Source organism: Acidovorax lacteus (genome assembly GCF_039540375.1).
GTDB lineage: Bacteria > Pseudomonadota > Gammaproteobacteria > Burkholderiales > Burkholderiaceae_C > Acidovorax_G > Acidovorax_G lacteus.
This window is the reverse complement of record NZ_BAABEX010000011.1, coordinates 137,931-164,739: the sequence shown is the minus strand read 5'-3', so window position 1 is coordinate 164,739 and position 26,809 is coordinate 137,931. Positions and strand designations below refer to the sequence as shown.

Below are 26,809 nucleotides of genomic sequence, written 5' to 3'. Positions count from 1 at the left end.
GCGTCAGACGTCGGGGCAGCGGCCTTTTGGCAGCACTGGCAGGCGCTGGCTCCGGACGCCGTGCCTTGCAGGCGGCGTCGGCACGCAGCACCATCAGGGGTCGCGTCAGGCCTTGCGCGCAGCGGAGCGGCGGATGGCTTCGTTGATCTCGGCAATCGAGCGCTCGATGGCCGCGTCGTCCAGGTCGTCCACCAGCCCGTCCACAGGCCCCGCCTGGATGGTGGAGGCGAACACGTCGTCGCTGATGCTGTCGGTGGACACGCCCTGGGTCGAATCGAACTCGTCGGGCACTTCCCATTCGAGCGCGACCACCGTCACGTTGTCGCTGCTCTCGCCGGCCTTGCGCAGGGCTTCTTCCACCAGATCGGGCACAGCGTGCGACACCGCCTGCAGGCTGAGCTGGCGCGCAATTTCTTCGTCGCTGACCATGCCCCACAGCCCGTCGGAGCACAGCAGCAGGCGGTCGCCCTGCTCCAGGTACACGGGGCCGGTAATGTCGTAGATCGGCTTGGACGGCGAGCCCAGGCAGGTGAACAGGATGTTGCGGTTCACGCGGTCCATGCCGGGCGGCGGCGCGTTGCGCAGCTCCAGGTACGAATGGTCGCGCGTGCGCGTGAGCATCTCGCCGTCGCGCACCATGTACAGGCGCGAATCGCCGCAGTGGATCCAGGTGGCCGTGCCGTTTTGCAGCACGGCCGCCACCAGCGTGGTGCGGGGGCTGTCGAGCATGCCGCGCTCGGACGCGTAGCGCAGGATCTGGTGGTGCGCAGCCAGCAGCGCGCTGGACAAGAACTCCTGCACGTCGCGCAGCACGGGCTTGGCCTGGCGCTGGAACAGCGACGAGATGGTCTGCAGCGCCAGCTGGGCCGCCACTTCGCCCTCGGGGTGGCCGCCCATGCCGTCGGCCAGCAGGAACAGGCTGGACTCCCGCGTGTAGCAGTAGCCCATGCGGTCTTCGTTCTTCTCGCGCCCGCCACGGCGGCTGATCTGGAATACCGAGAACTTCATTTGGGTCGGGCTCCGATGCCAGTGGCCTCACCCATCTTCTGCACGTTCTTCTTCGTGTCAGACACCAGGGTGTCGATTTGCAGGCGCATCTTTTCCGTCACGCTGAGCTTGGTGTAGCGGCGCTCGCCCTCGCGCGAGAGCTCTTTTTGCAGCGCAAACACCGACTGCGGGCGCGACAGCGGATCGAGCGCCATGCACCATTCGACGACCTCGATCAGGTTGTCTGAGTACACACCGCGCAACTTGGTCAGCGCGAGCGAGAGGCGATCCTTCTCCAGCCGCTGCGGCGCCTCGTTGGGCGGATAGCCCTGCATGCAGGCGTAGATGCAGGCGCCAATGGCGTAGATGTCGGTCCAGGGGCCCATCTGCGAGTCGCGCCGGTACATCTCAGGCGCGGCAAATCCGGGCGTGTACATGGGACGAATGAAGTTGCCTTCCTTGGACAGCACCTCGCGCGCGGCGCCAAAGTCGATCATCACCGCCCGGTTGTCGTCGGTGATGAAGATGTTGGCCGGCTTGATGTCCAGGTGCAGCATCTTGTGCTGGTGCACGATGCGCAGGCCGCGCAGCACCTCGTCGAACAACGAACGGATCGTGGACTCGCGAAAGACCTTCTGGGTCTTGAGCTCGCGCGCGGTGATGATGAAGTCCTGCAGGGTCGCGCCCTCCAGGTAGTTCATCACCATATAGACCGTTTCGTTCTCGCGGAAGAAATTGAGCACGCTCACCACCGAGGCGTGCGAGATCTGCGCGAGCGAGCGGCCCTCTTCAAAGAAGCTCTTGAGCCCCAGGCGGTACAGCGACAGCTTCTCGGGGGGGACCTTGGGGAGCAACTCGCCCGGCGCGCGAGTGGCCAGCGACGACGGCAGGTATTCCTTGATGGCCACCTGCTGGCCTTCCGGGTCAATGGCCAGATAGACCACACCGAAGCCGCCGGACGACAAGCGCCGCACTACGCGATAGCCACCGATGGAGGTATCGGGCGGCAACGGTGCCGGCTTGATCTTGGACATAGGGTGCGCAGGAGGAGCGAGGGTGGTGGACGGAACCCGGATAATCGCCGGATCGCTAGCTACCGTCAAAAAGTCCTATGGCAGTTTACAGCATGACCGGTTACGCCAGCGTCCAGCAAAGTCTGGGCGCGGCAGAGCCCGAAACACCGCCGCGCAGCGGTGCGGCACGCGTGCTGGGACTGGAGATCCGCTCCGTCAACAGCCGCTTTCTGGACCTCACCTTCCGTCTGCCAGAAGAACTTCGCCAGGCCGAGCCAGCGCTGCGCAGCCTGCTCACGGCCCGCCTCAAGCGCGGCAAAGTCGAGGTGCGCGTCAACTTCGAGAGCGACCAGGCCGCGAGCCTGCAGGAGCCGCCAGTACGCGTACTCCAGCGTCTGGGCGCATTGCAGGACACCGTGCGCACCTGGCTGCCGCAAGCCGCCCCTCTGAGCGTGGCAGACGTGCTCCGGCTGGGGCTGGGTCATCAAGGGTCTGCTGTGGACTGGGGCGCCGAACTGCCCCCGCTGGCCGAGCAAGCGCTGGAGGCCCTGCTGGCTGCGCGCGCGCGCGAGGGCAAGCGCCTGGCCGAGATGCTGCGCGACCGCGTGGCCCAGTTGCGGACGCTGGCCGCCCAGGCAGGCCCCTTGGTGCCGCAGTTGGTGGAGCAGCAGCGCCAGCGCTTTCTGGAGCGCTGGGCCGAAGCCATGGCTCTAACAGACGGTGCCACGCTGCCCGAAGCCGCCCGCGACCGGGCGTTGACCGAGGCCACGGCTTTTGCGATCCGTATCGATGTGGCCGAAGAGCTGACGCGCCTGGCATCCCATCTGGACGAGATCGAGCGCTTGCTGGGCAAGGGCGGCGAGATCGGCAAGCGGCTGGATTTCCTGATCCAGGAACTGCACCGCGAGGCCAACACGCTGGGCTCGAAGTCTGCCGCGATGGAGCTGACCCGCATCAGCGTGGACATGAAGGTCCTGATCGAGCAGATGCGCGAGCAAGTGCAAAATATCGAATAACCCGTCCACCACCGGGCGCACAACGCCCTCACCTATGGATTACCCAGGCAATCTGTTTGTCGTGGCCGCTCCGAGCGGCGCCGGCAAATCCAGCCTCGTCAAGGCGCTGCTGGAACTCGACTCGCTCGTCTACCCCTCCGTGTCGCACACCACCCGCCAACCGCGCGGCCAGGAGAAGCACGGTCGCGAGTACTTCTTTGTCTCGAACGCTGAGTTCGATGCCATGGTGCAGGCCAACGCCTTCGTCGAATGGGCGCATGTGCACGGCAACCGTTACGGCACCTCCAAGAAGGCCATCGAGGAACGCATTGCCCAAGGCAACGATGTCATCCTAGAAATCGATTTCCAGGGCGCACTGCAGATCAAGCAGACCTTCGCCAACGCAGTGCTGGTGTTCATTCTTCCGCCCAGCTGGGAAGAACTGCGCTCGCGCCTGGAGCGCCGGGGCGAAGACACGGCCGACGTGATCGAGACGCGACTCAAGAATGCCGCCGTTGAGATGGCCCAGGTCGGCAAATTCGACTTCGTTATAATCAACGAGCTATTCGAGCGTGCGCTTTTTGACCTGAAGGCGGTCGTACACGCCCAGCGACTTCGGTACATCGCCCAACGCCGGGCCCGTGCCGACACCTTCCAGTCGCTTCACATCACCTGATTTCGGAGAATCCCGATGGCCCGCATCACAGTCGAAGATTGCCTGGAAAAAATCCCCAACCGCTTCCAGCTGGTGCTGGCGGCCACATACCGCGCCCGCATGCTGAGTCAAGGCCACGCCCCGCGCATCGACAGCCGCAACAAGCCCGCCGTCACGGCGCTGCGCGAGATCGCTGCCGGCAAGGTCGGCCTGGAAATGCTCAAGAAGGTCCCAGGCTAACTCCAGCTCGGGCCGCGCGCCACCACAAGCACCGCACTGCGGTGCTTTTTTTTGCCCCACAGGTCGGCAACGCTGCCTCGCGCTACATTAAAGGCATATGAATGCGGTGACCCCGATCTCTACAGCGCAGGCAGCAAAGCACTTCGAGCCTGCGGTGCCCTTGAGCGCGTCTGCAGCGGCTGCCAATGCTGCAGCGGCCAGTTTTGCCGCACTGACCGACAACCTGGACTACCTGGACACCGCCAGCATCGAACAGGTGCGGCAGGCCTACCGTTTTGCCGATTCAGCCCATCTGGGCCAACTGCGCAGCAGCGGCGAGCCCTACATCACCCACCCGATCGCGGTCGCAGCGCAGTGCGCCACCTGGAAGCTGGATGCCCAAGCCCTGATGGCGGCGCTTCTGCACGACGCCATGGAGGACTGCGGCGTCACCAAGGCCGACCTGATCGACCGGTTCGGCGCCCCGGTGGCCGAACTGGTAGACGGACTGACCAAACTGGACAAGCTCCAGTTCAATACCCGCGAGGAAAACCAGGCAGAGTCGTTCCGCAAGATGCTGCTGGCCATGGCCCGGGACGTGCGCGTTATCCTCATCAAGCTGGCGGATCGCACGCACAACATGCGCACCCTGGCGGACATGCCGCGCAGCAAGTGGGCGCGTATCTCGTCCGAGACGCTCGAGATTTATGCGCCGATTGCCCATCGGCTAGGGTTGAATCAAACCTACCGCGAATTGCAGGATCTGGCGTTTCGGCACCTGCATCCATGGCGCTACCACGTACTGGCCAAGGCCGTGCAGAAGTCGCGCAACCGCCGCCGCGATCTGGTGCAGAAAGTGCAGGCCGAGGTGGATGCGGCATTCACCAAGATCGGTATGCGGGTGCGACTGGCCGGTCGCGAAAAAACGCTGTACTCCATCTACCAGAAGATGGACCACAAGCATCTTAGCTTTGCCCAGGTCACGGACATCTATGGCTTCCGCGTGATCGTGCCCTCGATCACCGACTGCTACACAGCGCTGGGTGTGCTTCACCAGATGTACAAGCCGGTTCCGGGCAAGTTCAAAGATCACATCGCGATCGCCAAGCTCAATGGCTACCAGTCGCTGCACACCACACTGGTGGGTCCGTCAGGCGTCAACATCGAGTTCCAGATGCGCACAGAGGAGATGCACCTCATCGCAGAAGCGGGGGTGGCCGCGCATTGGCTCTACAAGGCGCAAGACAGCGAAGGCACACCATCGGAACGGCTGGGAACCAAGTGGCTGCAGTCGCTGCTGGACATCCAGAACGAGACACGCGACGCAGCCGAATTCTGGGACCACGTCAAGGTCGATCTGTTCCCCGATGCTGTGTACGTGTTCACACCGAAAAGTCAGATCATGGCGCTGCCCCGCGGCGCGACGGTCGTGGATTTCGCCTATGCCATCCACAGCAACGTGGGAGACCGCACGACAGCGGCCAAGATCAACAACGAGCTGGTCCCGTTGCGCACCGAGCTGAAAAACGGGGACGTCGTCGAAATCGTCACAGACCCCGTCTCATCTCCCAACCCAGCCTGGCTGGGCTTTGTGCGCACAGGGCGGGCTCGCTCGAAAATCCGGCACTACCTCAAGACACTGGCTCAGACCGAGTCGGAAGGCCTGGGTGAAAAGCTGCTGCTGCAAGCCCTTCGAGCCGAAGGGCTGGGCCAACTGCCTCAGCAGTCAGCAGAGAACCAAGGCCTATGGGAAAAACTGTTGCGCTTTACAGGCAACAGGTCGCGCAGCGAGCTCATGACCGATATCGGTCTGGGCAAGCGCATCGCCAGCATCGTGGCCAAGCGCCTGGTCGTGCTGATGGCAGAACAGGGCATGCGCCCCGATGCGCTGCTCATGACGCGTGAGCGCTATACCTCGCACGAGACCGTCTCGCAGGGGGCCGTGACTCTGGATGGCAGCGAGAACGCTTCGGTACAGTATGCCTCCTGCTGCCGCCCAGTGCCTGGAGACGCCATCCTTGGCTACCTTGGCCGAGGTGAAGGCCTGGTGGTTCACAACGCCGAGTGCAACGTAGCACGCCGGCTGCAGCACAAGGACAGCGAGCGCTTTATTGCAGTCGACTGGTCCGACGACCCTACACGACTGTTTGAAACCGGGATCGCCGTGACAGTCACCAACGGCAAGGGTGTGCTCGCGCGCGTCGCCGCCGAACTGGCACATTCCGAAGCCGATATCACGCATGTGGACATGGACGAAGAGGGAGCGCTGGATACCACAGAGCTGCGGTTCGTGATCGCGGTGCGCGATGCTGCGCATGCGGAAAACGCGCTACGTAACCTGCGTCGCACCCAAGCCGTCTTGAGCGCCAAGCGGCGCCTCCCCACGGGTTAGCGACACAGCGTGCGCTTCAAAGCGCACGGATCAGGACGGAGCCCCCGGGTAGCGTACCTCCAGAATCTCCAGCGATCGGACCCCGCCGGGCGTGGGCAACAGTACTTCGTCGCCAACCCGGCCTTTGAGCAGCACTCGCGCCACTGGAGAGATCCAGCTCACCTCCCCGCAGTGGCTGTCTGCCTCGTCAATGCCCATGATGGTGACGGTTCGCTCGTCACCCAAGTCGTCTGTGTATGTGACGGTCGCACCGAAAAACACCTGGTCGCTCCCGTAGTGCACAGACGGATCAACCACCTCGGCAACTTCCAGCCGCTTGGTCAGAAACCGAATACGCCGATCGATTTCACGCAAACGCTTCTTGCCGTACAGGTAATCGCCGTTTTCCGAGCGGTCTCCATTGCTCGCTGCCCAATGCACCACGTCCACAATGCGCGGACGCTCGTTGTCGATCAGGTCCAATAGTTCCGCCCGCAACCGGGCATAGCCGGCAGGTGTCATGTAGTTCTTGGCACCCTGCGGCAATGAAGGAAGCCCGACATCGTCCTCGTCATCGGCGCCACCGTCGTTTTCCCGGGTGAAGGCTTTGCTCATACGCAACAGTGACAAAAGCACTACAGATCGCAATATGGAAAAAGCCCTGACACCATTCGATGTCAGGGCTTACCATTTGGTGCGGCTGGCAGGAATCGAACCCACGACCCCTTGGTTCGTAGCCAAGTACTCTATCCAGCTGAGCTACAGCCGCCAAGACTTGAATTGTAGCACAGTTTTTCGAAGTTTTTTCAATCAACTGGCTAGGCTTCTGTTTTCACATCCACCCGCTCAAGCAAGCCTCAAATTATAGCGCAGTTTTCTGCCTCAAGAAGCCACCTGGTAGGGCGTGCTGGACTTGAACCAGCGACCAAAGGATTATGAGTCCTCTGCTCTGACCAACTGAGCTAACGCCCCGAGTGCCACTCGAGAGCCCTATTGTAGGCTGCGACGGGGCATCCAAGCCCCTCAACGCCTATGGCTCAAGGCGTTGGATACCAGCTTCGAGGTGATATCGACAATCTGGATCATGCGGTCATACGCCATGCGAGTGGGGCCTATAACGCCCAGAGTTCCGACCACCTTACCGTCCACTTCATAGGGAGCGCTCACCACGGAGAGTTCCTCGAACGGAACCACCTGACTCTCACCGCCGATGAAGATACGTACGCCTTCGGCTTCGTGAGACCGTTCCAGCAAACGCAGGATCTGAGTCTTCTGTTCAAACAGATCAAACGCGCGACGCAGATTCCCCATATCGCTGGAGAAATCACTCACTGCAAGCAGGTTGCGCTCGCCGGAGATGACCACGTCTTCCTGCGCCTCATGCAACACCTCGGCGCCGACATGCACTGCCGCCTGCATCAAGGCGGCCACCTCGCCGCGCAACTGATCCAACTCATGCTTGACCCGCTCCCGAACCAAGTCCATGTCCAACCCTGCGTAGTGGGTGTTCAGATAGTTGGAGGCCTCGACAAGCTGACTGGCCGCATAGTCGGTGTCCGTGAAGATGACTCGGTTCTGCACATCACCTTCAGGTGACACGATGATCACCAGCAAACGGCGCTCCGATAGCCTCAGAAACTCGATGTGGCGGAACACGGAACTGCGCCGCGGGGCCATCACGACGCCAACGAACTGAGACAGGTTCGACAAAAGCTGCGCCGCATTGGCGATCACCTTCTGGGGTTGCTCCGGCGGCAGTTCCAGCGTCGGCAAAGCGTCCCGCTGCACTGTCAGCATCGTGTCCACAAACAGCCGATAGCCGCGCACGGTAGGGATGCGTCCCGCGGAAGTGTGCGGGCTGACGATCAGCCCCAACTCCTCCAGATCCGCCATCACGTTGCGTATCGTGGCAGGTGAGAGGTCAAGCCCAGACGCCCTCGACAAGGTGCGCGACCCCACCGGCTGTCCTTCAGCGATGTAGCGCTCGACCAGAGCTTTGAGCAACAACTTGGCGCGGTCATCGAGCATGGATTCATTTTAATGATGTAATTTCGCGATGCCCCCTCTATTCCGACGCGTCGCACTCATCGGGAAATACCAGCCAGTTGCAGCCGGTGGCACCGCCCGCAGCGCTGTCGACACACTGGACCATATCGCGCACTTCCTCATGGACCAAGGCTGCGAGGTTGTGCTCGAAGCCGAGACGGCGGCGAATACTGGCCTCCCCCACTACCCAGTGGCAGACGTGGACGGCATCGGCCGAGAGTGTGATTTGGGCTTGGTTGTCGGCGGTGATGGCACCATGCTGGGCATTGCCCGCCGGCTTGCTCGCCATGGAACCCCGCTGATTGGAATCAACCAAGGCCGTCTCGGGTTCATCACAGACATTCCCCTTGACGGCTTCGCCGCGATATTGCCGCCGATGCTGCACGGTGAGTATGAGGAGGAATCCAGACCCCTGATGCGTGCGCACGTGGTGCGCGATGGCGAGGTCGTCTTCGAGGCCTTGGCCATGAACGACGTGGTCGTCAATCGTGGCGCGACCTCCGGCATGGTGGAACTGCGTGTGGAAGTGGGCGGGCAACTACTGGCCAATCAACGCGCTGACGGGCTGATCGTCGCATCGCCGACCGGTTCCACAGCATACGCATTGTCGGCGGGTGGCCCCATGCTGCATCCGTCGATACCCGGCTGGGTACTGGTCCCGATCGCGCCACATACCTTGTCCAATCGGCCGATCGTGCTCTCCGATGCTATGGAGGTTGCTATCGAAATTGTGAGCGGCCGAGATGTGAGCGCCAATTTCGATATGCAATCACTTGCATCCTTGCTGCACGGTGATCGAATTCATGTCACGCGGTCCGACTACTGCGTGCGTTTTTTACACCCGCGCGGCTGGAACTACTTCGCCACGTTGCGAAAAAAGCTGCGCTGGAATGAAGGAGGATCTTGATCGTGGCGCTGCGACGCATCGAACTGCGCGACTTCGTCATTGTGGAAAGGCTCAGCCTGGAACTGCAGCCAGGATTCACCGCCTTGACCGGAGAAACCGGCGCAGGCAAATCGATCCTCATTGACGCGCTGCAATTGGCACTTGGCGCGCGCGCAGATGCAGGTGTGGTGCGCGATGGTGCTGAGCGCGCCGACATCGCAGCCGAGTTCGATACGCCTACAGGTCTCGCACCATGGTTGGAAGATGCGGGCTTTGACCGGACCGAAACCACCCTCGTTCGCCGAAGCATTGACCGTCAGGGGCGCAGCCGCGCATGGATTAACGGCAGCGCAGCCACCGCGGCTCAGCTGCGCGAACTGGGCGAGCAGATGCTCGATGTGCACGGCCAGCATGCCTGGCAAAGCCTGGTGCGGCCCGATGCGATTGCGGCACTGCTCGATGCTTATGCCAAGGTGTCAACAACCGAGGTGCAGCAGGCCTGGAGGGCATGGCGCTTGGCAGAGCGAACGCTGCAAGAGGCCCGACAGTCGCAAGAGCATTTGCAGATCGAACGAGAGCGTCTGCAGTGGCAGATCAAGGACATGGAAAAGCTGGCCCCGCGTTTGGACGAGTGGGACGAATTGCACAACGTCCACCAGCGTCTGCTGAACGCCCAGGGGCTCCTGGATACCGCCCAGCAAGCGCATGCCGCACTTGCAGGAGACGAGAGTGCCGGCGCTCGCTACTCGCTCCATCAGGCTCGAACCCTGCTGGACCACTATCGATCCGTGGAGCCAGAATTTTCGGGGTTGCTGGATCTTCTCGACTCGGCCACCGTCCAGGTCGACGAGGTGGTTCGCAGCCTGCAAAGCTACTCACGTCATGTTGAGCTGGACCCAGCCCGGCTGGAAGAACTGGACAACCGCGTCGCCCAATGGCTGAGCCTGTCGCGACGCTATCGCCGCGAGCCGCAGGAGCTGCCGATGCTGCTGGAACAATGGCGCGTGGAACTGGCCCGGCTTGATTCCGCCGTAGACCTTGAAGGTCTGCAGCGCGAGGCCCAGCGAACCGAAAACCGCTACCGCGACGCCGCAAAACGCATCAGCCAACAGCGCAAGAAAGCCGTACCCGCCCTGTCACGCGATGTGACCCTGGCCATGCAGGAGCTTGGCATGCCAGGAGGCGTCTTTACGGTGACGCTGGAGGCGGCCGAAACGCCTACGTCCATGGGGCTAGACGCCATCGGCTTTCTTGTCGCCGGGCATCCTGGCGCGACACCACGGCCTATTTCCAAGGTGGCGTCCGGTGGCGAGCTGTCCCGAATTTCTCTCGCCATCGCAGTCACGACCAGCCAGCTGGGGTCCATCCCTACGCTCATCTTTGACGAGGTGGATTCTGGTGTTGGTGGAGCTGTCGCCGACACCGTCGGCAAGCTGTTGCGACGCCTTGGGGAAGACCGCCAGGTTCTGGCGGTGACCCATCTGCCGCAGGTTGCGGCCCGCGCGCACCATCATCTTCTGGTCGAGAAGAGCCGCGGGAAGACGACCACCAGTCAGGTGCGACCACTGCCCACAGCCGACAGGGTGCGAGAGCTTGCCCGCATGCTAGGCGGCGAGAAGATCACGGACACCTCACTCGCGCACGCCAGCGAGCTGCTCGATGCGGCAGCCCTGATCCAAGGCACGCCATGAACACAAGTCTTGAACTGGTGCTGATCACCGGCATGTCGGGTTCCGGCAAGTCGGTGGCACTGCATGCGCTGGAGGACGCTGGCTACTATTGCGTGGACAACCTTCCGCCAGAGTTGCTTGCGTCGTTCGTATCGCTGGAGCACCGGCATCACGGCAACCGCGTCGCGATCGCTATGGATGTGCGCAGCGCCACATCATTGCCACTGGTGCCCAAGGAACTACATCGCCTGCGCGCCCAAGGCACAGTCGTTCACTCGCTGTTTCTTGATGCCACGACCGACACCCTGGTGCGACGATTTTCGGAAACCCGCCGCAGGCACCCACTGTCGCACGACGACCTGCATCAGCAACGGTTGGCCCTGACACAAACCATTGAGCTGGAACGAGAACTGCTGTCCGATCTGCGCGAGCTGTCTCATGTGATCGACACCAGCAACATACGGGCCTCCCAGTTGCAGGGCTACGTCAAGAAGCTCATGACCGCACAGCCTGGGCAGCTCACGCTGGTGTTTCAGTCATTCGCCTTCAAGCGCGGCATTCCGGTCGACGCAGACTATGTATTCGATGTCCGCATGCTGCCGAATCCCCATTACGAACCCGCCTTGCGACCACTCACAGGGCTCGACGCTCCAGTGGCAGAGTTTCTGCAGGCCCAACCAGAAGTCAGGCTGATGAAAGAGCACATTGCCCAGTTCCTGGGCCACTGGCTACAGCCGCTGGAGAGCAACCACCGGAGTTACGTTACCGTGGCGATCGGTTGCACAGGAGGGCAGCACCGGTCGGTTTTTCTGGTCGAAGCCCTCGCCCGGGAATTTCATTCTCGATGGACGACGTTGCGCAGACACCGCGAACTGGATCAACGCTGAGCAGTCGCCGTCCGCCAAAGCAGTGCCTCTACTGCATCTGAAAGCTGAGGAGACAAAGGCGCTGCAGCCTCTACATCTCGAGAGAATGGTTCTGCAGCACACCGCGCAGCGGTGCTGGCATTCCAAGGCTGCGCCATTCGTGCACGGCATGCCACCGCCCATCGAGCCCAGGTAACCGGCTCAAGTCTGGCCAGCGCACGACCACCGTGTGCAGATGCAGTTCCCGGTGGGTAAGCTGGTGCACCAACACCGGCGCAGTGCGCTCAACCGAGCCGGTACCGACTGCCCGCGCGCACCACGCGTCGGCCTCTGCAGCCGAACGCACCACTGGCGGACAATGGAGCCCGCCCCAGATACCTCGGCTCGGCCGCCGCTCCAGCCAAAGACTTTGATCAGGCCCCCAGCAGACCAGCAACCACCATGGCTCGCTTCGGCGCTGGACTGCCCGCGTCCTCACCGGATATCGCTCAGCGTCTCCGGCGCCCGCCGCGCGGCAATCAGACTGCAAGGGGCAAGTGTCACAGCGGGGTTGCCTGGGGGTGCAAATCTGAGCCCCCAGATCCATCAGACCTTGGGTGTAGCGCGGCATGGCTGTCTCAAGACTCACTTGCGGCAGCAGTTGCTCCGCCGCAGCCCACAGGTGCCGCTCGTGCCGCGGCTGGGCCAAGTCTTCGCCATAGGCCAGATAGCGGGTGAGCACCCTGCGTACGTTGGCATCCAAAATCGGCACGCGGTGGCTGAAACAAAAGGCCGCAATGGCGCCGGCCGTGGATCGTCCAATGCCAGGCAACGCAGTCAACTGTTCGACCGACTCAGGGAATCGTCCGGCATGCCGCACCACAACCATCTGCGCACAGCGATGGAGGTTGCGAGCCCTGCTGTAGTAGCCTAGGCCCGCCCAGAGCGATAGCACCTCATCCTCCTGCGCCGCGGCCAGCGAAGCGACATCGGGGAAACGCTCTAAAAACCGAGCGTAGTATCCAAGCACCGTTTGCACCTGGGTCTGTTGCAGCATGATCTCTGACAACCAAACCCGGTAGGGGTCACGTGTGTTTTGCCACGGGAGGTGGTTGCGACCGTGGCGCGACTGCCAGACGACCACCCGTTCGGCCATCGGGGGCGTTGCCGCAAGATTCATGCGGTTTCAGCTTCGCTCATGGCTTGGGGCATCGCGACAAGTTGCCCGGTAAGTTCCTGCAGACGCTTCTCGATCCAGCCCAACTGCTCTTCCGACGCCTCAATCTCTGTGATTCGCTCCACAAGGCCCGTAGCCGCTTGCTGGATACGGTCTACCGCTTCGATACGACGCGAGAAGCTTCGCCGCCGCTCGCGCAGTTGCGCGTCCAACTGTGCGGTGGCTGACTTGCTCCAGAGCTCCAAATCGTTGGCGGCAGACTCATACACCGTCCGCAGCCGCGTAGCGAGCGCGCGAACCAAACGCTGAGCGAACTCTGGCTGCGCCAGCTTGATCGCGTTGCCGACACCCAGATACTGAACGTGGCTTTGCTCGATCAATGCCAGTTCCTGCTGGTAACTCTCCAGCTGCGGCGCTGCAGGGACTTGGAGCGAGAAACCGAATTCGGCATTGAGTTGACGGAACGTTCCGCTCAGCATGGCATGAATCTCACCACCAGAGGCCACTGCTTGGTCCAGCGTAGTGCGAAGGCGGTCGAAGGTCTGAAGGTAGATCTTCTTGGCGCCCAACTTCAGTCCGCCCTGCTGCAACGCATGCGCCAGTTCAGACAACTCCGCCTTCAAGGCTTTCGACCCGAGCTGCGCGAACACATCCTTCAACAACTTGAGGTGAACCGCACGCAGGGCCTGGATCTTGGTAGTGCTCAGGTCGAACTCGCGCTGCTCCTGCTCAATGCGTGCGCGCATCGCGTCGATCACGGACGCATTCTTGCCCCGCAGGCTGCGCAACTCCGCCATCTGGTCGTCGAGGTCCCGCCGCCGGATGTTGATCACACGCCCCGTCTCTGCACGCAAGCCGGCCACACCGGAAGAGACAGCCGCCCGCAGGATTTCTTGCCGTTGGCTCATCACCCGTTGGGCAAGCGCATCTTCCAAGGCCGGCAAGCCGCTGGATTCCAGCAGGACGTCGTCGCAATTGATTTTGGCGACCAGACCCTTTTGCGCGGAGACCGCGATCACGCGCTCCAGGGGAACGCCCAGCATTTCAGCCGACGTCACTCGCTGGCGCTCAAGCTGAAGCTCCACCTGCTCGGGGGAACTGAGGTCGTCCCAGAGGGTATCGATCTTGTTCAGGACGACCAGACGGGCAGCCGCATCGCCGCTGGCCGTGGCCAGGTGCTCACGCCATATCGACAGATCGGAGCGCGTCACGCCCGTATCGGCCCCCAGGATGAACACCACGGCATGGGCCTGGGGAATCAGGTTCACCGTCAGCTCGGGTTCTGCCCCCACCGCGTTCAATCCTGGCGTGTCGAGAATTACCAGCCCCTGCTTGAGCAATGGATGCGGCACGTTGATGAGAGCATGCCGCCACATCGGTACCTCGACCAGACCATCGGGTCCGAGCACGGGGTTTTCATCAGGCATGTCGTCGTGCCAGAAACCAAGCGCACGCGCCTTCTCCTGGCTGACGCGCAGTACCTCGGATACCTTCTCCAAGGACCGGGCCAGTTGGTCGGCATCTTGGACATCCAGCGGGATCTCGAGCCAGCGATCATGTCGACTGCGCCAATCCGCCAGCCCAAGCGGCTGCAGCCGAGTCTCAATTGGCAGCAAACGCAGGCTGGGAGCACGCTCCGCGTCGTAACCGAGCTCCGTGGGGCACATCGTGGTACGCCCAGCGCTTGCCGGCATGATTCTTCGCCCGTAATCGGCAAAAAAGATCGCGTTGATGAGCTCAGACTTACCGCGCGAAAACTCTGCAACGAAGGCCACCGTGACTTTGTCGCTGCGCACCTGCGCTTCCAGGCGCTGCAATCGCTCCTGCACCGCCGCGTCCATCAGTTCGTGGGATGACATCCACTCGCCAAGCTGCTTGAGCTGCTGGGCGAACGCACGGCGCCAAGCACCGTGCTGGTCAAACTGTTCGTTGAATGAAGGTCCCACGTGATTCCTGTGATCGGCTGGTGCGGCAGGCACTGGCCTGCGATCAAAATATAGCATTGGCTCCCGGAATGCGATTGTCAGGCTCCAGCCGGAAAAACAACAGCCACAACAGCCGCCCGGGACGCCTTACCGCTGACAGATCGCACAAAAGTAGGTGCTGCGCTGCGCCTGTTGCATGACCTTGATGGCTGTTCCGCACACACGACACGGAGCCCCTGCTCGCCCGTACACCATGGTTTGCGTCTGGAAATGACCCAGCGTACCGTCCACGCTGGCGAAATCCCTGAGCGAGCTTCCGCCAGCAGCCAAGGCCTGAAGCAAGACCGCACGGATCGCGGCATGCAAACGGATCACCCGAGCCATGCCGATGCGGTCTGAACGGGACGTGGGGCGAATACCCGCCCTGAAAAGGGCCTCGCACGCGTAGATATTGCCGACACCCACCACCACCCGCCCTGCGAGCAGCAGTTGCTTGACCGGCGCCCGGGTTGCGCGCAGTCCGCGCCACAAAGCTTGAACCGTGAATTCGTCTGACAGAGGCTCCACCCCCCAAGCACCGAGCAATTTATCCGCCAGCGGATCCTCCGGAGAGCGGATCCACACCACTGCGCCAAAGCGCCGCGGATCGTGTAAGCGCAGCAGTCCGGAACACAACACCAAGTCGAAATGGTCGTGCGGACCCGGCGCAGCCCGCTCCCGGTGGAACTGCAAGCTGCCCGACATGCCCAGATGAATGAGCAGCAGCCCCTCGTCCAGCTCCAACAACAGGTACTTGGCTCGCCGTCTGACAGCCTTGATGCTACTCCCGACCAGGCTGGAAGGCTCACACGACAAGGGCCAGCGCAGCGGCTTTCCCAGGCGCACATCGCGGATGATTTGCCCCACCACGAGGGGCTCAACACTGCGGCGCGTGACTTCAACCTCGGGCAACTCTGGCATGAATGTACAGGTAGAAATGTCGGGACGGGGGCTTGGATTATTATGGTTCGATGCCTTCGCCACTCTGCCCTCGAACACGTTCCCTTGGCTTGCTTCTGGCTTTGTCCAGCACCTGCGCGGTCACCTGGTCACAGGCGACTCCCCAGCCAAACCCCGCGGTGGTGTCGCATCCTCAACTCGATGGCGAGCTGTTTTACGAACTGGTGGTGAGCGAAATGAGTGCGCGCCAAGGCGATGCCATCACCGGTTATGCACTCATGCTGGAGGCAGCACGGCGGCTGCGGTCCGATCAGTTGTTTCAGCGGGCGACCGAGATAGCACTCCAGGGACGCTCGGGCGACCAAGCTTTGGTGGCCGCACGCGCATGGAAAAGTACGCTCCCGCAATCCCGCGAGGCCAACCGGTATCTGCTGCAAATCTTGGTGGCCCTGAACCGTATCACTGACACACCGGAACTGCTGCGTCAGGAATTGGCTGCCACCCAACCGCGCGCACGTGCAGCCGCAATTCAGGCTATTCCCCAACTGTTCGGCCGTGTGAGCGACAAGGCACTTGCTGCGCGCATTACGGAGCAGGCCTTGGCAGATGAGCTGGTACACCCAGCCCAAGGCCCCGTGGCATGGGCTACCGTGGGCCGGATGCGCCTGGCCGCAGGTGACCGCACCGGCGCCGAGCAGGCAGCGCTGCAGGCACTGTCCCAAGACCGGCACCAGGAGGCGGCAATCCGTTTCGCGCTCGACCTGCTGGAAGAGGGCGTGGGCAGCATGCAAACGCCTGTCAGCGAGCATGCAGCCTCCGCCCAGGCGACGCCTGATTTCCGGCTGGCCTATTCACGTGTACTGCTTGGCAGCCAGCGCTACAGCGAAGCCCGTCAGCAACTCGAAATCGCCACACGCGACCGACCCGATGCCCCCGAGCCGTGGCTGATACTGGCCACGCTGCAGTTGCAGGAGCGTCAATGGGACGCCGCTCAGACGTCGACAGACCGCTTTCTGGCGCTTGCATCCGGCGGCGGCGCCGCAACGGGCTCGGCACGGGCCGACGGTCCGCAACGGCTGCTGACGCAGGCTTATCTGGTCCAGGCACAAATCGCCGAGCAGCGGAATGATCTGGTGGGCGCCGCGCGATGGCTGGACCGCATCGAGGATGCGCAGGAACTTACCAGCGTACAAACCCGACGCGCCTCGATCCTGGCCCGGCAAGGCCGCATCGACGAGGCCCGCGCCCTGCTGCAGAAGCTTCCTGCCGCAACCGATGCGGAACGCCGCATGCGCCTGCTGGCAGAAGTCCAGCTTCTTCGCGATCACAAGCGCTATCAGGAAGCGTACGACGCCCAGAGCAAGCTGGCAGCGCTGGCCCCCGAGGATGACGACGTGCTCTACGAACTGGCCATGTTGGCTGAAAAGACCGGGAAACCGGAGCGCATGGAGTCGCTGCTGAGAAACATCATTGCAAGAGACCCACGCAACCACCATGCGTACAACGCGCTCGGATACTCCCTGGCAGACCGTGGCGAGCGGCTGCCCGAGGCGCGCGAGCTGATCCTCAAGGCGCTGGAACTGGCGCCGGGCGATCCGTTCATCACCGACAGCCTGGGCTGGGTCGAGTACCGGATGGGCAATCTTGCGGAGGCCAGAAAGTGGCTGCAGCAAGCATTCGAGAAGCGCTCTGATGCCGAGATCGCGGCCCATCTGGGCGAGGTGCTCTGGAAATCCGGCGAGCGCGACCAGGCCCTGAGCGTCTGGCGCAAAGGCCTTGAAATCGGCCCCGACAACGAGACCTTGCGTGAAACGCTGAAAAGGCTCGGAGCACAGCTTTGAGGGCGGCCCCTCAAACGGCCGCGCTCTGGACAAGGCGGCGATGGGGCGTGGGCCTCACAGGCTCGTTGGTGGCGATCGCAACGGTGGGTTGTGCCTCGCCCGCTCGCATGGAACGACAGCCGTCTTCCTGGTCTGGCCGCCTGGCCATTCAGGTGGACGACCCCTCCGTGCCTTCTTTTGCTGCGGCCTTTGAACTGGAAGGCTCTGCCATTCGAGGCACGTTGCGCCTTCTGAGCCCTCTGGGCACCGTGCTGGGTCAGGCCGGCTGGAACCCCGACGGCGCTGAGTTGAGCACGGGCGGCACCAGAGAAACCGCCCAGTCGCTGGACGCTCTTTTGTTGCGCCTGACCGGCACAGCCCTGCCGATCGCAGCGCTTTTCGACTGGCTCCAGGGACAGGCCACCAGCGTCCCAGGCTGGCGGCTGGAACAACTCGACCCGGAGGCTGGGCGGATCGTCGCGCTCCGCGAGCAGCCTCTACCGCGCGTCAGCTTGCGCATTGCTTTATCGCCTTGAGCCCCCTCGTTCCATGCGCACCCTCTACGACGTTCCTGCCCCCGCAAAGCTCAACCTGTTTCTGCACATCACGGGGCGCCGCCATGACGGCTACCACCTGCTGCAGTCGGTGTTCATGCTGATCGACTGGTGTGACCTGCTGGACTTTGACATTCGTTCGGACGGTCAAATCAGCCGGGAGGATCTCGAAGGCTCGGTGCCTTGTGACGATCTGTGCACCCGGGCGGCCCGCCTGCTGCAGACCCGGACAGCTTGCCCTCGGGGCGTTCACATTGGTCTGCGCAAGCGGCTGCCAGCCCAGGCCGGGATGGGAGGGGGCTCTTCTGATGCAGCCTCCACCCTGCTCGCACTCAACCGCTTGTGGGGACTGCAGCTCCCCCTGCCCACCCTGCTCGAACTGGGCTTGCAGCTCGGCGCTGATGTGCCTTTTTTTCTACAAGGACGCAATGCGTGGGTCGAGGGCATCGGCGAAAAGATCACCCCGCTTTCGGGAGCGGCCGCATTGCCCCCACAGCGTTGGATCGTGGTCAAACCCACTGCCGGGCTCGATACGAGCCGCATTTTTTCGGCGCCCAATTTGAAACGCGACACAAACAGTGCTACAATCGCAGGCTTTGCTGCAGCACACTACGACTTTGGTCGTAACGACCTGCAGCCCGTTGCACAAGCCTTGTGCCCCGACGTTACAACAGCCCTTGATTGGCTTGAGTTGCGCGGACTTCAGGGGAGGATGACGGGCTCTGGAAGTGCAGTGTTTGCACGCATTTCGCACGATTGGACTGCTGGCAACATTCCGGATGGATGGCAGGTAAAAACGTGCGATAATCTAGGTCTTCATCCACTTGCAGGATGGGCGCCAGAAAAGATTCAAGGTTAGCTGTCTGCGACAGCTAACCTGTGTAGGGGAGTCGCCAAGTTGGTTAAGGCACCGGATTTTGATTCCGGCATGCGAGGGTTCGAGTCCTTCCTCCCCTGCCAAATTTCTCACCGCGTACGGGCCATTTTCTAGACCGCTGGGGCGCTCATGCAAGCCAACCAACCTGACTTCATGCTGTTCACCGGCAATGCCAACCCTGGCATGGCGTCGGAAATCGCGCAGCACCTCGGAACGCACCTCGGCGCTGCCGACGTGGGTCGCTTCTCGGACGGTGAAGTCACCGTTGAAATCAAGCAAAACGTCCGTGCCCGCGACGTGTTCGTCGTGCAGTCCACCTGCGCGCCGACCAACGAAAACCTGATGGAACTGCTGATCATGGTCGATGCGCTCAAGCGCGCCTCGGCCGAGCGGATCAGCGCCGTGATTCCCTACTTCGGCTACGCCCGCCAAGACCGCCGCCCGCGCTCCACGCGCGTGCCGATTTCGGCCAAGGTGGTGGCCAACATGCTGCAGGCTGTGGGCGTGGCCCGCGTGCTGACCATGGACCTGCATGCCGACCAGATCCAGGGCTTCTTCGACATTCCGGTGGACAACATCTATGCGTCTCCGGTGCTGCTGGGCGATCTGCGCCAGAAGCAGTACGAAGACCTGATCGTGGTCTCGCCCGATGTGGGCGGTGTGGTGCGCGCCCGTGCGCTGGCCAAGCAGCTCGGCTGCGATCTGGCCATCATCGACAAGCGCCGCCCCAAGGCCAACGTGTCAGAAGTCATGCACGTGATCGGCGAAATCGAAGGCCGCAACTGCGTGATCATGGACGACATGATCGACACCGCAGGCACGCTGGTGAAGGCGGCCGAAGTGCTCAAGGAGCGCGGTGCCAAGAACGTGTACGCCTATTGCACCCACCCGATCTTCTCGGGTCCGGCCATCGAGCGCATTGCCAAGGGCACGGCGCTGGATGAAGTGGTGGTGACCAATACCATTCCGCTGAGCGACAACGCCCGCGGATGCTCCAAGATTCGCCAGCTCTCCGTGGCACCGCTGATCGCCGAGACGATCCAGCGCATTGCCAAGGGCGAGTCGGTGATGAGCCTGTTCTCGGAGTGAACGCCCAGCCGCTGCGGCGGCCAGGTGCGCCCGCCTCCTTCGGGAGGCGTGTGTTTTTCTGAGAACCACCTGTGGCAGTGCTGTTGAACGGCCTGCCTTTTTGAAACCGGGTTCGACTGGTCGCGGTCGGCCTCTTGAGGAGTCAGTTATGCAATTCGTCGCTTTTGAGCGCGCCAAGCAGGGTACGGGTGCGAGCCGCCGTCTGCGCAACGGGGGCAAGACCCCTGGCATCGTCTATGGTGGCGCAGCCGCCCCCCAGCTGATCGAAGTCGATCACAACGCACTGTGGCATGCGCTGAAGAAGGAAGCCTTCCATTCGAGCGTGCTCGACATGGAACTGGCCGGCCAGACCAGCAAGGTGCTGCTGCGTGACGTGCAATACCACCCGTTCAAGCAGCTCGTGCTGCACGTGGACTTTCAGCGCGTGGACGAGAAGACCAAGCTGCACATGAAGGTGCCGCTGCACTTCAGCGGCGCTGAAGAGTCGCCCGCCGTGAAGGTGGACAAGTGCATGGTGAACCCCATCGTGAACGAACTGGACGTGAGCTGCCTGCCGTCCGACCTGCCCGAGTTCATCGCTGTGGACCTGAGCAAGCTCGAAAAGGGCTCGTCGCTGCACCTGAAGGACATCAAGCTGCCCAAGGGCGTGACCGCCGTGGTGCGTGGCAGCCAGAAGAACCCGGCCCTGGTGGCTGTGGTGCCCCCGGCCGTGGAAGTGGAAGCCGCACCGGCTGCCCCCGCTGCCGACGCCAAGGGCAAGAAGGGCAAGAAGTAATTCTTGCCGTCTGCCGCCCGCCTCTCGGGGCGGGTGCAACACGCTCAAGGCCCACTTCGGTGGGCCTTTTGTTTGGGGCTTTCGTATGGGGCTTTCGTATGGGGCTTTCGTATGGGGCTTTGGTTTGAGCCGCGCGGTATCTGCCCGGCGTTGGCCGACCCGCGACTCCCAGCAAGGCTCCACAGACCAACCCACCGGCCGCCCCGCAGGTACATGCGTCGGGGCCGCCCGGTCCTCTGCCGTTGCAGTGGGCGCTCCGCATCCGCTGCGACCCCAGCACCCCCTCCTCGATAATCGCGCGCCATGATCAAGCTGTTTGTCGGCCTGGGCAACCCCGGCCCCGAGTACGAGGCCACGCGCCACAACGCAGGCTTCTGGTGGATTGATGCGCTTGCGCGCGAGCTGAAGGTGACGCTGGTGCCCGACCGCGGCTACCACGGCCTGGTGGCGCGTGCCCATGTGAACGGGCAGTCGGTGTGGCTGCTCGAACCGCAGACCTACATGAACCTGTCGGGCAAGTCGGTGGCCGCGCTCGCGCGCTTCTTCAAGATCGCGCCGGAAGAGATCCTGGTGGCGCACGACGAGCTGGACATCGTGCCTGGGCAGGTCAAGCTCAAGCGCGGCGGCGGCCATGCAGGCCACAACGGGCTGCGCGACATCCATGCGCAACTGGGCAGCAGCGACTACTGGCGTCTGCGCATCGGCATCGGGCACCCGGGCGTGAAGTCCGAGGTGGCCAACTGGGTGCTCAAGAAACCCTCGCCCGAGCACCTGCGCCTGATCGAGGACAGCATTTCGCACTCGATGCAGGCGCGCACGGCCTTGCTGGCCGGCAACATGACCGAGGCCACGCACCGCATCCACACCACAGAGCCGCCGCGCCCCAAGCCTCCAAAGCCTGCCGTGCTGCCCAAGCCCTCGCCCGAGGCCAACGGTGCTCCGGGCACGCCCACGGGCGCGCCACACTGAAACGGCCAGTCCATCCTGGGCCTTGGCACGCAGCCGCCCAAGCGCCAGCCCTGACACACCATGCTGCACGGCCGTGGGCCGTTCGATCACGGCGTCAAACGCTACTAATTTGATAGCTGCTCGTGCTTGCCTTTGCTGGCACGGAGGCCCGAAACGCCTGAAATGCCCAGTACGGCGCAGAGGGGCCGGCCGCGCACCCTGCCACGACCGTCGAGAGCCCCAGGCCTGCACTGCACGCGATGCACGCCCTGCACACGCCCGACAGGCCGCGACCGCAAGCGCAGCACTGCGCCATCAGGGCCTTGGTCACCAGGCGGTCTTCTTCGCCCTCCGCCTTCGCCTTGCGCCGCATCCGCCCACGGCGATGCCTCAGGCGGGCTCACCAAACAGGCATCTGCTCTGCATTCAATAGCTGCTCGTGCTTGATTTTGCTGGGCCGGAGCCCCAAAGGGCACTGAAACACGAGGGCTCACGGCCCTGCTCAGCCCTGCGCTGCAGCGCCAGGGGCTGCGGGTGCAGTTTGGCCTTTGGCCGCCTGCAGACGCTGGAACTTCTGCCACAGGGTTTCGCGCGTTTCCACGTGCTGCGGGTTCACCGGAATGCAGGCCACAGGGCAGACCTGCACGCATTGCGGCTCGTCGAAATGGCCCACGCACTCGGTGCATTTGCCGGGGTCGATCTCGTAGATCTCCGGCCCCAGGTAGATGGCCTGGTTCGGGCACTCGGGCTCGCACACATCGCAGTTGATGCACTCGTCCGTGATCATCAAAGCCATGGCTGCTCCGGCGGGCAGAGGGCTACCGACGCAAAGGCGCCGGGGCTCAGGTGTGGACACATACGCGACAACATGCGGTCGATTATCCCCGGCGGGCCGCTGTGCCGCATACGCCACAGGGCCATGCAAGCACCGCATCCATGGTTTTTGCCGTTATGCTGTGTATGCACATTAATTGCACGGCCCGCGGGGGCCTGCGTCCCTCCAAGGTTCTGCCCGGTCGATATCTGCGTCTGTCATGGGTCTTTTTTTCCTCAAACGCCTGCTCACCCTGGTCGTCACCCTGATCGGCGCATCGGTGGTCGTGTTCCTGGTGCTGGAGATCCTGCCGGGCAACGCCGCGCAGATCCTGATGGGGCCCGATGCATCGCCCGAGGCCGTGGCTGCGCTGGCCAGCAAGCTCGGACTCGACCAGCCCGCCACCACGCGCTACTGGCAGTGGGTGAGCGGCCTGGTGGTGGGCGACATGGGCGACAGCTACGCCTACAGCACCCCGGTGCTGGAACTCGTGCTCGAACGCCTGGCGCTCACCGTGCCGCTGGCGCTGATGGCCATGGCCCTGACCACGGTGCTGGCCCTGGCCGCGGGCGTGTATGCCGCGGCGCGCCACAACAAACTGGGCGACGTGGGCGTGATGGGCCTGGCGCAGATCGGGATTGCGATTCCGAACTTCTGGTTCGCCATCCTGCTGATCCTGCTGTTTTCGGTGAAGCTGCAGTGGTTTGCAGCCGGGGGCTTTCCGGGCTGGACGGAAGACGAAGGCGGCGGCCTGTGGGCAGGTCTGCGCGCGCTGCTGCTGCCCGCCATTGCGCTGGCGGTGGTGCAGGCGGCGATCCTGGCGCGCATCACACGTTCGGCCGTGCTCGAAGTGCTGCGTGAGGATTTTGTGCGCACGGCCCGCGCCAAGGGCCTGTCCCAGCGCGCGGCGCTGTGGGGCCATGTGCTGCGCAACGCGCTGATTCCGGTGGTCACGGTGATGGGGCTGCAGTTTGCGAACCTGCTGGCGGGCACCATCGTGGTCGAGAACGTGTTCTATCTGCCCGGCCTGGGCCGGCTGATCTTCCAGTCGATCTCCAACCGCGACCTGATCGTGGTGCGCAACTGCGTGATGCTGCTTGCGGCCATGGTGGTCATCGTCAACTTTGTCGTCGACATCCTGTACGCCGTGATCGATCCGCGCGTCAAGGCCAGCGACATCTGAGAGGCCGAGCCCCCGCATGAGCGCCGCCGCCCTGCCCCCTTCCGTGCCGCCGCCCACCGCGCACCGCGCGCCGGGCTTCTGGCAGCGCGCCGTACGCCACCGCAGCTTTGCCATTGGCGCGGTGCTGTCGCTGCTGCTGGTGCTGGCCGCGGGCCTGTCGTACCTGTGGACACCCTGGTCGCCCTACGAGATGGACCTCACGGCCAAGCTGCAGGGCCCGAGCGAGCGCCACTGGCTGGGCACCGACGCGTTCGGCCGCGACGTGGCCTCGCTGCTGCTGGTGGGGGCGCGCAACTCCATCCTGGTGGGCGTGATCGCGGTGGGCATCGGGCTCACGATCGGCACGGCGCTCGGGCTGCTGGCCTCGGCGCGCCGCGGCTGGGTCGAGGAGCTGATCATGCGGCTGGCCGACTTCACCTTCGCGTTCCCGGCCATCCTCTCGGCCATCATGATGACGGCGGTCTTCGGCGCGGGCATCGTCAACTCCATCATCGCCATCGGCATCTTCAACATTCCCACGTTTGCACGGGTCACGCGCGCCTCGGCCAACGCCGTGTGGGCGCGCGAATACATCATGGCCGCGCAGGCCTGCGGCAAGGGGCGCTGGCGCATCACGCTCGAGCACGTGCTGCCCAACATCCTGTCGGTGCTGATCGTGCAGGCCACGATCCAGTTCGCCATTGCCATCCTGGCCGAAGCGGCACTGTCGTACCTGGGCCTGGGCACGCAGCCCCCGCAGCCCTCGTGGGGGCGCATGCTCAGCGAGGCACAAACGCTGATGTTCCAGGCCCCGCTGCTGGCCGTGTGGCCCGGCGTGGCCATCGCGCTGGCCGTGCTGGGCCTGAACCTGCTGGGCGACGGGCTGCGCGACCTGCTCGATCCTCGCCTGGCCAGAAAAAGATGATCTCCCCTGAGTCGCTTCGCGTATTCCACGGCTCTCCCACAGCTGCGCCGTGCGGGAGGGACACGCCTCCAGTCCTGCGGGGCGGCCCTTCCCCGTTGACACTCACATCGCCAGCGCCCGCGCCCGCCCTGCGGGCCACTCCCACAACGCAACACCATGTCCTTGCTCGAAGTCTCTGACCTGCGCATCCGGCTGCACACGCACCGCGGCCCGGCCGACGCCGTGCGCGGCGTGGGCTTCACCCTGGAGCGCGGCGAAACCCTGGGCCTGATCGGCGAATCGGGCTGTGGCAAGTCGATCACGGCCATGTCGCTCATGGGGCTGCTGCCCGAATCGGCCGAGGTCACGGGCAGCATCCGCTTTGACGGCCACGAAATGGTGGGCCGCAGCGACGCCCAGTGGTGCCAGCTGCGCGGCAACCGCATCGCGATGGTGTTCCAGGAGCCGATGACGGCACTGAACCCCGTGCACACCATCGGCCGCCAGGTGGCCGAGCCGCTGCGCCTGCACCGCGGGCTGTCGGCGGCGCAAGCGCGCACCGAAGCCATCGCGCTGCTCGACCGCGTGGGCATTCCGCACGCTGCCCAGCGCTTTGAGGCGTATCCGCACCAGTTCTCCGGCGGGCAGCGCCAGCGCATCACCATTGCCATGGCCCTGGCCTGCGGGCCCGACCTGCTGATTGCCGACGAGCCCACGACCGCGCTCGACGTGACCATCCAGCAGCAGATCCTCGATCTCATCAGCGACCTGGTGGCCGAGCGCAACATGGCGATGATCCTGATCTCGCACGACCTGGGCGTGATCTCCCAGAACGTGGACCGCATGATGGTGATGTACGGCGGCATGGTGGTCGAGAGCGGCCCCACGGCGTCGGTGTTCTCAGCCATGGCCCACCCGTACACGCGCGGCCTGTTTGCGGCACGCCCGCACCTGGGCGGCCGCCAGCGGCTGGCCACCATCCCGGGCACGGTGCCCGAACTGGTCGATCTGCCTGCGGGCTGTCCGTTTGCGGGGCGCTGTGCGTTCACGGCGCCCGCCTGCCACTCGGAAGCGCCCCCGCGCACGCTGGTATCGGCCGATGCCGAGGGCGATCACCTGGTGCGTTGCCTGCGGCCCGAGGCCATGGCACCCGCTATGGAAGGAGCCCCCGCATGAGCGCCGAGCCCCCCCAGCAGCCCGTCGAGGCCCCGCTGCTGCGCGTGACCGATCTGGTGCGCGAATACACGCTGCCGCGCGAGCACCTGTTCCGCCCGCCCGCCAAGGTGCAGGCGCTGAACGGTGTGAGCTTCACCATGCCCGCCGGCAAGAGCCTGGGCATCGTGGGCGAGTCGGGCTCGGGCAAGTCCACGCTGGCCCGGCTGGTGATGGCGCTCGACACGCCCACGGCGGGCTCGGTTGAACTGCTCGGGCGCAATCTGCATGCCCTGCCCGCGGCCGAACTGCGGGCCGCACGCCGCGACTTCCAGATGGTGTTCCAGGACCCGTACGGATCGCTCGATCCGCGCCAGACGGTGGAGCGCATCGTCACCGAGCCCCTGCAGGCGCAGGGCGGCAGCACGCGCGCCGACCAGCACGCGCGCGCCGCCGAGGTGCTGGCCCAGGTGGGCCTGCGCCCGCAAGACCTGGGCAAGTACCCGCACGAATTCTCGGGCGGCCAGCGCCAGCGCATTGCGATCGCGCGCGCGCTCATCACCCGGCCGCGCCTGATCGTGGCCGACGAGCCGGTGAGCGCACTCGATGTGTCGGTGCAGGCCCAGGTGCTCAACCTCATGATGGATCTGCAGGCGCAGTTCGGCGTGAGCTACCTGCTCATCAGCCACGACTTGGCGGTGGTCAACCACCTGTGCGACGAGGTGGTGGTGCTGTATCAAGGGCGCATCGTCGAGCGCGGCGCGCCTGCCGAGCTGTTTGCCCACGCCCAGCACCCCTACACCCGTTCACTGGTCAACGCAGTGCCGCAGGTACAGCCCGGACGGGCGCGGGCGCGCAGGCAGGCGGCACTTGCGGCCAAGGCCCCTTCGATGCCCGAGGGCGCCAGCAGCGCAGGGCCAGCGATGGTGTAAAAAGAGGCATCCCCCGCAGCGCGGGTGCGCTGCGGGATTCCGTGGGTTTTTTGT

General features: G+C 63.8%; 25 protein-coding genes and 3 tRNA genes. 18 read left to right on the top strand and 10 right to left on the bottom strand.

The window, feature by feature from the left end:
- Positions 1 to 105 precede the first annotated feature (105 nt).
- Both ABD866_RS09180 and ABD866_RS09175 read right to left on the bottom strand, forming a co-directional pair.
- Positions 106 to 1,008, bottom strand: coding sequence for a PP2C family protein-serine/threonine phosphatase (locus tag ABD866_RS09180; protein WP_345063637.1), 903 nt, complete (start codon positions 1,006 to 1,008; stop codon positions 106 to 108).
- Positions 1,005 to 2,021, bottom strand: a complete 1,017-nt coding sequence (locus ABD866_RS09175; protein ID WP_345063634.1) for a serine/threonine protein kinase — start codon at positions 2,019 to 2,021, stop codon at positions 1,005 to 1,007. The genes ABD866_RS09180 and ABD866_RS09175 overlap by 4 nt, the downstream gene beginning before the upstream one ends.
- Before the next feature lie 92 nt (positions 2,022 to 2,113).
- Between ABD866_RS09175 and ABD866_RS09170 the strand changes: the two genes are divergently transcribed.
- From ABD866_RS09170 to ABD866_RS09155, 4 genes are all read left to right on the top strand, one after another.
- Positions 2,114 to 3,016, top strand: a complete 903-nt coding sequence (locus ABD866_RS09170; RefSeq protein WP_345063631.1) for a YicC/YloC family endoribonuclease — start codon at positions 2,114 to 2,116, stop codon at positions 3,014 to 3,016.
- 34 nt (positions 3,017 to 3,050) lie between these two features.
- Positions 3,051 to 3,671 carry a guanylate kinase gene (gene gmk / locus ABD866_RS09165; protein WP_345063628.1) on the top strand — a complete coding sequence of 207 codons (621 nt, stop codon included), beginning with the start codon at positions 3,051 to 3,053 and terminating at the stop codon, positions 3,669 to 3,671.
- A 15-nt stretch (positions 3,672 to 3,686) separates the two neighbouring features.
- Positions 3,687 to 3,890: a DNA-directed RNA polymerase subunit omega gene (gene rpoZ / locus ABD866_RS09160; protein WP_345063625.1), complete on the top strand. Its 204-nt coding sequence runs from the start codon at positions 3,687 to 3,689 to the stop codon at positions 3,888 to 3,890.
- A gap of 97 nt (positions 3,891 to 3,987) precedes the next feature.
- Positions 3,988 to 6,261 carry a RelA/SpoT family protein gene (locus ABD866_RS09155; protein WP_345063622.1) on the top strand — a complete coding sequence of 758 codons (2,274 nt, stop codon included), beginning with the start codon at positions 3,988 to 3,990 and terminating at the stop codon, positions 6,259 to 6,261.
- A 30-nt stretch (positions 6,262 to 6,291) separates the two neighbouring features.
- Here the strand turns inward: ABD866_RS09155 and greB are convergent, their stop codons facing one another.
- The 4 genes from greB to hrcA all read right to left on the bottom strand — a co-directional run bounded on the left by greB (position 6,292) and on the right by hrcA (position 8,268).
- On the bottom strand, positions 6,292 to 6,855 hold the full coding sequence (gene greB, locus ABD866_RS09150) for a transcription elongation factor GreB (RefSeq protein WP_345063620.1): 564 nt from the start codon (positions 6,853 to 6,855) through the stop codon (positions 6,292 to 6,294).
- A gap of 77 nt (positions 6,856 to 6,932) precedes the next feature.
- A tRNA-Arg gene (locus ABD866_RS09145) sits at positions 6,933 to 7,009 on the bottom strand.
- 126 nt (positions 7,010 to 7,135) lie between these two features.
- Positions 7,136 to 7,212, bottom strand: a tRNA-Ile gene (locus ABD866_RS09140).
- A 51-nt stretch (positions 7,213 to 7,263) separates the two neighbouring features.
- Positions 7,264 to 8,268, bottom strand: coding sequence for a heat-inducible transcriptional repressor HrcA (gene hrcA / locus ABD866_RS09135; RefSeq protein ID WP_345063618.1), 1,005 nt, complete (start codon positions 8,266 to 8,268; stop codon positions 7,264 to 7,266).
- A 28-nt stretch (positions 8,269 to 8,296) separates the two neighbouring features.
- On the opposite strand from hrcA, the gene ABD866_RS09130 reads away from it, so the two are divergent.
- From ABD866_RS09130 to rapZ, 3 genes are read left to right on the top strand one after another with little or no spacing between them, the layout of a single operon-like run.
- A complete protein-coding gene (locus ABD866_RS09130; protein WP_345063616.1) occupies positions 8,297 to 9,193 on the top strand; it encodes an NAD kinase in 897 nt (298 codons plus the stop codon).
- A 2-nt stretch (positions 9,194 to 9,195) separates the two neighbouring features.
- Complete coding sequence (gene recN, locus ABD866_RS09125) at positions 9,196 to 10,863, top strand: DNA repair protein RecN (RefSeq protein WP_345063614.1); 1,668 nt, start codon at positions 9,196 to 9,198, stop codon at positions 10,861 to 10,863.
- A complete protein-coding gene (gene rapZ / locus ABD866_RS09120; RefSeq protein WP_345063612.1) occupies positions 10,860 to 11,729 on the top strand; it encodes an RNase adapter RapZ in 870 nt (289 codons plus the stop codon). Before recN ends, rapZ begins: the two co-directional genes overlap by 4 nt.
- A 70-nt stretch (positions 11,730 to 11,799) precedes the next feature.
- On the opposite strand, the gene mutY is transcribed toward rapZ, so the two are convergent.
- From mutY to mutM, 3 genes are all read right to left on the bottom strand, one after another.
- Complete coding sequence (gene mutY / locus ABD866_RS09115) at positions 11,800 to 12,867, bottom strand: A/G-specific adenine glycosylase (protein WP_345063609.1); 1,068 nt, start codon at positions 12,865 to 12,867, stop codon at positions 11,800 to 11,802.
- A complete protein-coding gene (locus ABD866_RS09110) occupies positions 12,864 to 14,810 on the bottom strand; it encodes a dynamin family protein (protein ID WP_345063606.1) in 1,947 nt (648 codons plus the stop codon). The genes mutY and ABD866_RS09110 overlap by 4 nt, the downstream gene beginning before the upstream one ends.
- Before the next feature lie 126 nt (positions 14,811 to 14,936).
- On the bottom strand, positions 14,937 to 15,749 hold the full coding sequence (mutM, locus tag ABD866_RS09105) for a bifunctional DNA-formamidopyrimidine glycosylase/DNA-(apurinic or apyrimidinic site) lyase (protein WP_345063602.1): 813 nt from the start codon (positions 15,747 to 15,749) through the stop codon (positions 14,937 to 14,939).
- A 50-nt stretch (positions 15,750 to 15,799) separates the two neighbouring features.
- Between mutM and ABD866_RS09100 the strand changes: the two genes are divergently transcribed.
- The 7 genes from ABD866_RS09100 to pth all read left to right on the top strand — a co-directional run bounded on the left by ABD866_RS09100 (position 15,800) and on the right by pth (position 21,812).
- Entirely contained in the window at positions 15,800 to 17,569 is a 1,770-nt protein-coding gene (locus ABD866_RS09100; protein ID WP_425549567.1) for a tetratricopeptide repeat protein, read from the top strand.
- Positions 17,570 to 17,676: 107 nt separating this feature from the next.
- A complete protein-coding gene (locus ABD866_RS09095; protein ID WP_345063596.1) occupies positions 17,677 to 18,084 on the top strand; it encodes a lipoprotein insertase outer membrane protein LolB in 408 nt (135 codons plus the stop codon).
- A 13-nt stretch (positions 18,085 to 18,097) separates the two neighbouring features.
- Complete coding sequence (gene ispE / locus ABD866_RS09090) at positions 18,098 to 18,961, top strand: 4-(cytidine 5'-diphospho)-2-C-methyl-D-erythritol kinase (RefSeq protein WP_345063593.1); 864 nt, start codon at positions 18,098 to 18,100, stop codon at positions 18,959 to 18,961.
- A gap of 24 nt (positions 18,962 to 18,985) precedes the next feature.
- Positions 18,986 to 19,062 (top strand) — tRNA-Gln (locus tag ABD866_RS09085).
- A gap of 46 nt (positions 19,063 to 19,108) precedes the next feature.
- Positions 19,109 to 20,068 carry a ribose-phosphate pyrophosphokinase gene (locus ABD866_RS09080; RefSeq protein WP_345063591.1) on the top strand — a complete coding sequence of 320 codons (960 nt, stop codon included), beginning with the start codon at positions 19,109 to 19,111 and terminating at the stop codon, positions 20,066 to 20,068.
- A gap of 148 nt (positions 20,069 to 20,216) precedes the next feature.
- A complete protein-coding gene (locus ABD866_RS09075) occupies positions 20,217 to 20,843 on the top strand; it encodes a 50S ribosomal protein L25/general stress protein Ctc (protein ID WP_345063588.1) in 627 nt (208 codons plus the stop codon).
- 303 nt (positions 20,844 to 21,146) lie between these two features.
- The gene (gene pth, locus ABD866_RS09070; RefSeq protein WP_345063585.1) at positions 21,147 to 21,812 is read left to right on the top strand and encodes an aminoacyl-tRNA hydrolase; all 666 of its coding nucleotides are present in this window, start codon (positions 21,147 to 21,149) and stop codon (positions 21,810 to 21,812) included.
- 481 nt (positions 21,813 to 22,293) lie between these two features.
- Here the strand turns inward: pth and ABD866_RS09065 are convergent, their stop codons facing one another.
- Positions 22,294 to 22,587, bottom strand: coding sequence for a YfhL family 4Fe-4S dicluster ferredoxin (locus ABD866_RS09065; RefSeq protein ID WP_345063582.1), 294 nt, complete (start codon positions 22,585 to 22,587; stop codon positions 22,294 to 22,296).
- A gap of 238 nt (positions 22,588 to 22,825) precedes the next feature.
- Between ABD866_RS09065 and ABD866_RS09060 the strand changes: the two genes are divergently transcribed.
- From ABD866_RS09060 to ABD866_RS09045, 4 genes are all read left to right on the top strand, one after another.
- On the top strand, positions 22,826 to 23,788 hold the full coding sequence (locus ABD866_RS09060; protein ID WP_345063580.1) for an ABC transporter permease: 963 nt from the start codon (positions 22,826 to 22,828) through the stop codon (positions 23,786 to 23,788).
- A 16-nt stretch (positions 23,789 to 23,804) separates the two neighbouring features.
- On the top strand, positions 23,805 to 24,692 hold the full coding sequence (locus tag ABD866_RS09055; RefSeq protein WP_345063576.1) for an ABC transporter permease: 888 nt from the start codon (positions 23,805 to 23,807) through the stop codon (positions 24,690 to 24,692).
- 156 nt (positions 24,693 to 24,848) lie between these two features.
- Positions 24,849 to 25,847 (top strand): ABC transporter ATP-binding protein, encoded by a 999-nt coding sequence (locus tag ABD866_RS09050; RefSeq protein WP_345063573.1) that lies wholly within the window; start codon positions 24,849 to 24,851, stop codon positions 25,845 to 25,847.
- Entirely contained in the window at positions 25,844 to 26,755 is a 912-nt protein-coding gene (locus ABD866_RS09045; RefSeq protein ID WP_345063570.1) for an ATP-binding cassette domain-containing protein, read from the top strand. The genes ABD866_RS09050 and ABD866_RS09045 overlap by 4 nt, the downstream gene beginning before the upstream one ends.
- The last annotated feature ends 54 nt before the right edge of the window (positions 26,756 to 26,809 follow it).

Coding starts and splice junctions, on each gene's coding strand:
- ABD866_RS09095 (WP_345063596.1), top strand. CDS start 17,677: ATGGAACGACAGCCGTCTTCCTGGTCTGGCCGCCTGGCCATTCAGGTG.
- ABD866_RS09155 (WP_345063622.1), top strand. CDS start 3,988: ATGAATGCGGTGACCCCGATCTCTACAGCGCAGGCAGCAAAGCACTTC.
- ABD866_RS09180 (WP_345063637.1), bottom strand. CDS start 1,008: ATGAAGTTCTCGGTATTCCAGATCAGCCGCCGTGGCGGGCGCGAGAAG.
- ABD866_RS09055 (WP_345063576.1), top strand. CDS start 23,805: ATGAGCGCCGCCGCCCTGCCCCCTTCCGTGCCGCCGCCCACCGCGCAC.
- ABD866_RS09170 (WP_345063631.1), top strand. CDS start 2,114: ATGACCGGTTACGCCAGCGTCCAGCAAAGTCTGGGCGCGGCAGAGCCC.
- ABD866_RS09060 (WP_345063580.1), top strand. CDS start 22,826: ATGGGTCTTTTTTTCCTCAAACGCCTGCTCACCCTGGTCGTCACCCTG.
- gmk (WP_345063628.1), top strand. CDS start 3,051: ATGGATTACCCAGGCAATCTGTTTGTCGTGGCCGCTCCGAGCGGCGCC.
- ABD866_RS09130 (WP_345063616.1), top strand. CDS start 8,297: ATGCCCCCTCTATTCCGACGCGTCGCACTCATCGGGAAATACCAGCCA.
- pth (WP_345063585.1), top strand. CDS start 21,147: ATGATCAAGCTGTTTGTCGGCCTGGGCAACCCCGGCCCCGAGTACGAG.
- mutY (WP_345063609.1), bottom strand. CDS start 12,867: ATGAATCTTGCGGCAACGCCCCCGATGGCCGAACGGGTGGTCGTCTGG.
- ABD866_RS09065 (WP_345063582.1), bottom strand. CDS start 22,587: ATGGCTTTGATGATCACGGACGAGTGCATCAACTGCGATGTGTGCGAG.
- ABD866_RS09075 (WP_345063588.1), top strand. CDS start 20,217: ATGCAATTCGTCGCTTTTGAGCGCGCCAAGCAGGGTACGGGTGCGAGC.
- ABD866_RS09045 (WP_345063570.1), top strand. CDS start 25,844: ATGAGCGCCGAGCCCCCCCAGCAGCCCGTCGAGGCCCCGCTGCTGCGC.
- rpoZ (WP_345063625.1), top strand. CDS start 3,687: ATGGCCCGCATCACAGTCGAAGATTGCCTGGAAAAAATCCCCAACCGC.
- mutM (WP_345063602.1), bottom strand. CDS start 15,749: ATGCCAGAGTTGCCCGAGGTTGAAGTCACGCGCCGCAGTGTTGAGCCC.
- ABD866_RS09080 (WP_345063591.1), top strand. CDS start 19,109: ATGCAAGCCAACCAACCTGACTTCATGCTGTTCACCGGCAATGCCAAC.
- ABD866_RS09100 (WP_425549567.1), top strand. CDS start 15,800: ATGCCTTCGCCACTCTGCCCTCGAACACGTTCCCTTGGCTTGCTTCTG.
- ispE (WP_345063593.1), top strand. CDS start 18,098: ATGCGCACCCTCTACGACGTTCCTGCCCCCGCAAAGCTCAACCTGTTT.
- ABD866_RS09050 (WP_345063573.1), top strand. CDS start 24,849: ATGTCCTTGCTCGAAGTCTCTGACCTGCGCATCCGGCTGCACACGCAC.
- rapZ (WP_345063612.1), top strand. CDS start 10,860: ATGAACACAAGTCTTGAACTGGTGCTGATCACCGGCATGTCGGGTTCC.
- hrcA (WP_345063618.1), bottom strand. CDS start 8,268: ATGCTCGATGACCGCGCCAAGTTGTTGCTCAAAGCTCTGGTCGAGCGC.
- ABD866_RS09175 (WP_345063634.1), bottom strand. CDS start 2,021: ATGTCCAAGATCAAGCCGGCACCGTTGCCGCCCGATACCTCCATCGGT.
- greB (WP_345063620.1), bottom strand. CDS start 6,855: ATGAGCAAAGCCTTCACCCGGGAAAACGACGGTGGCGCCGATGACGAG.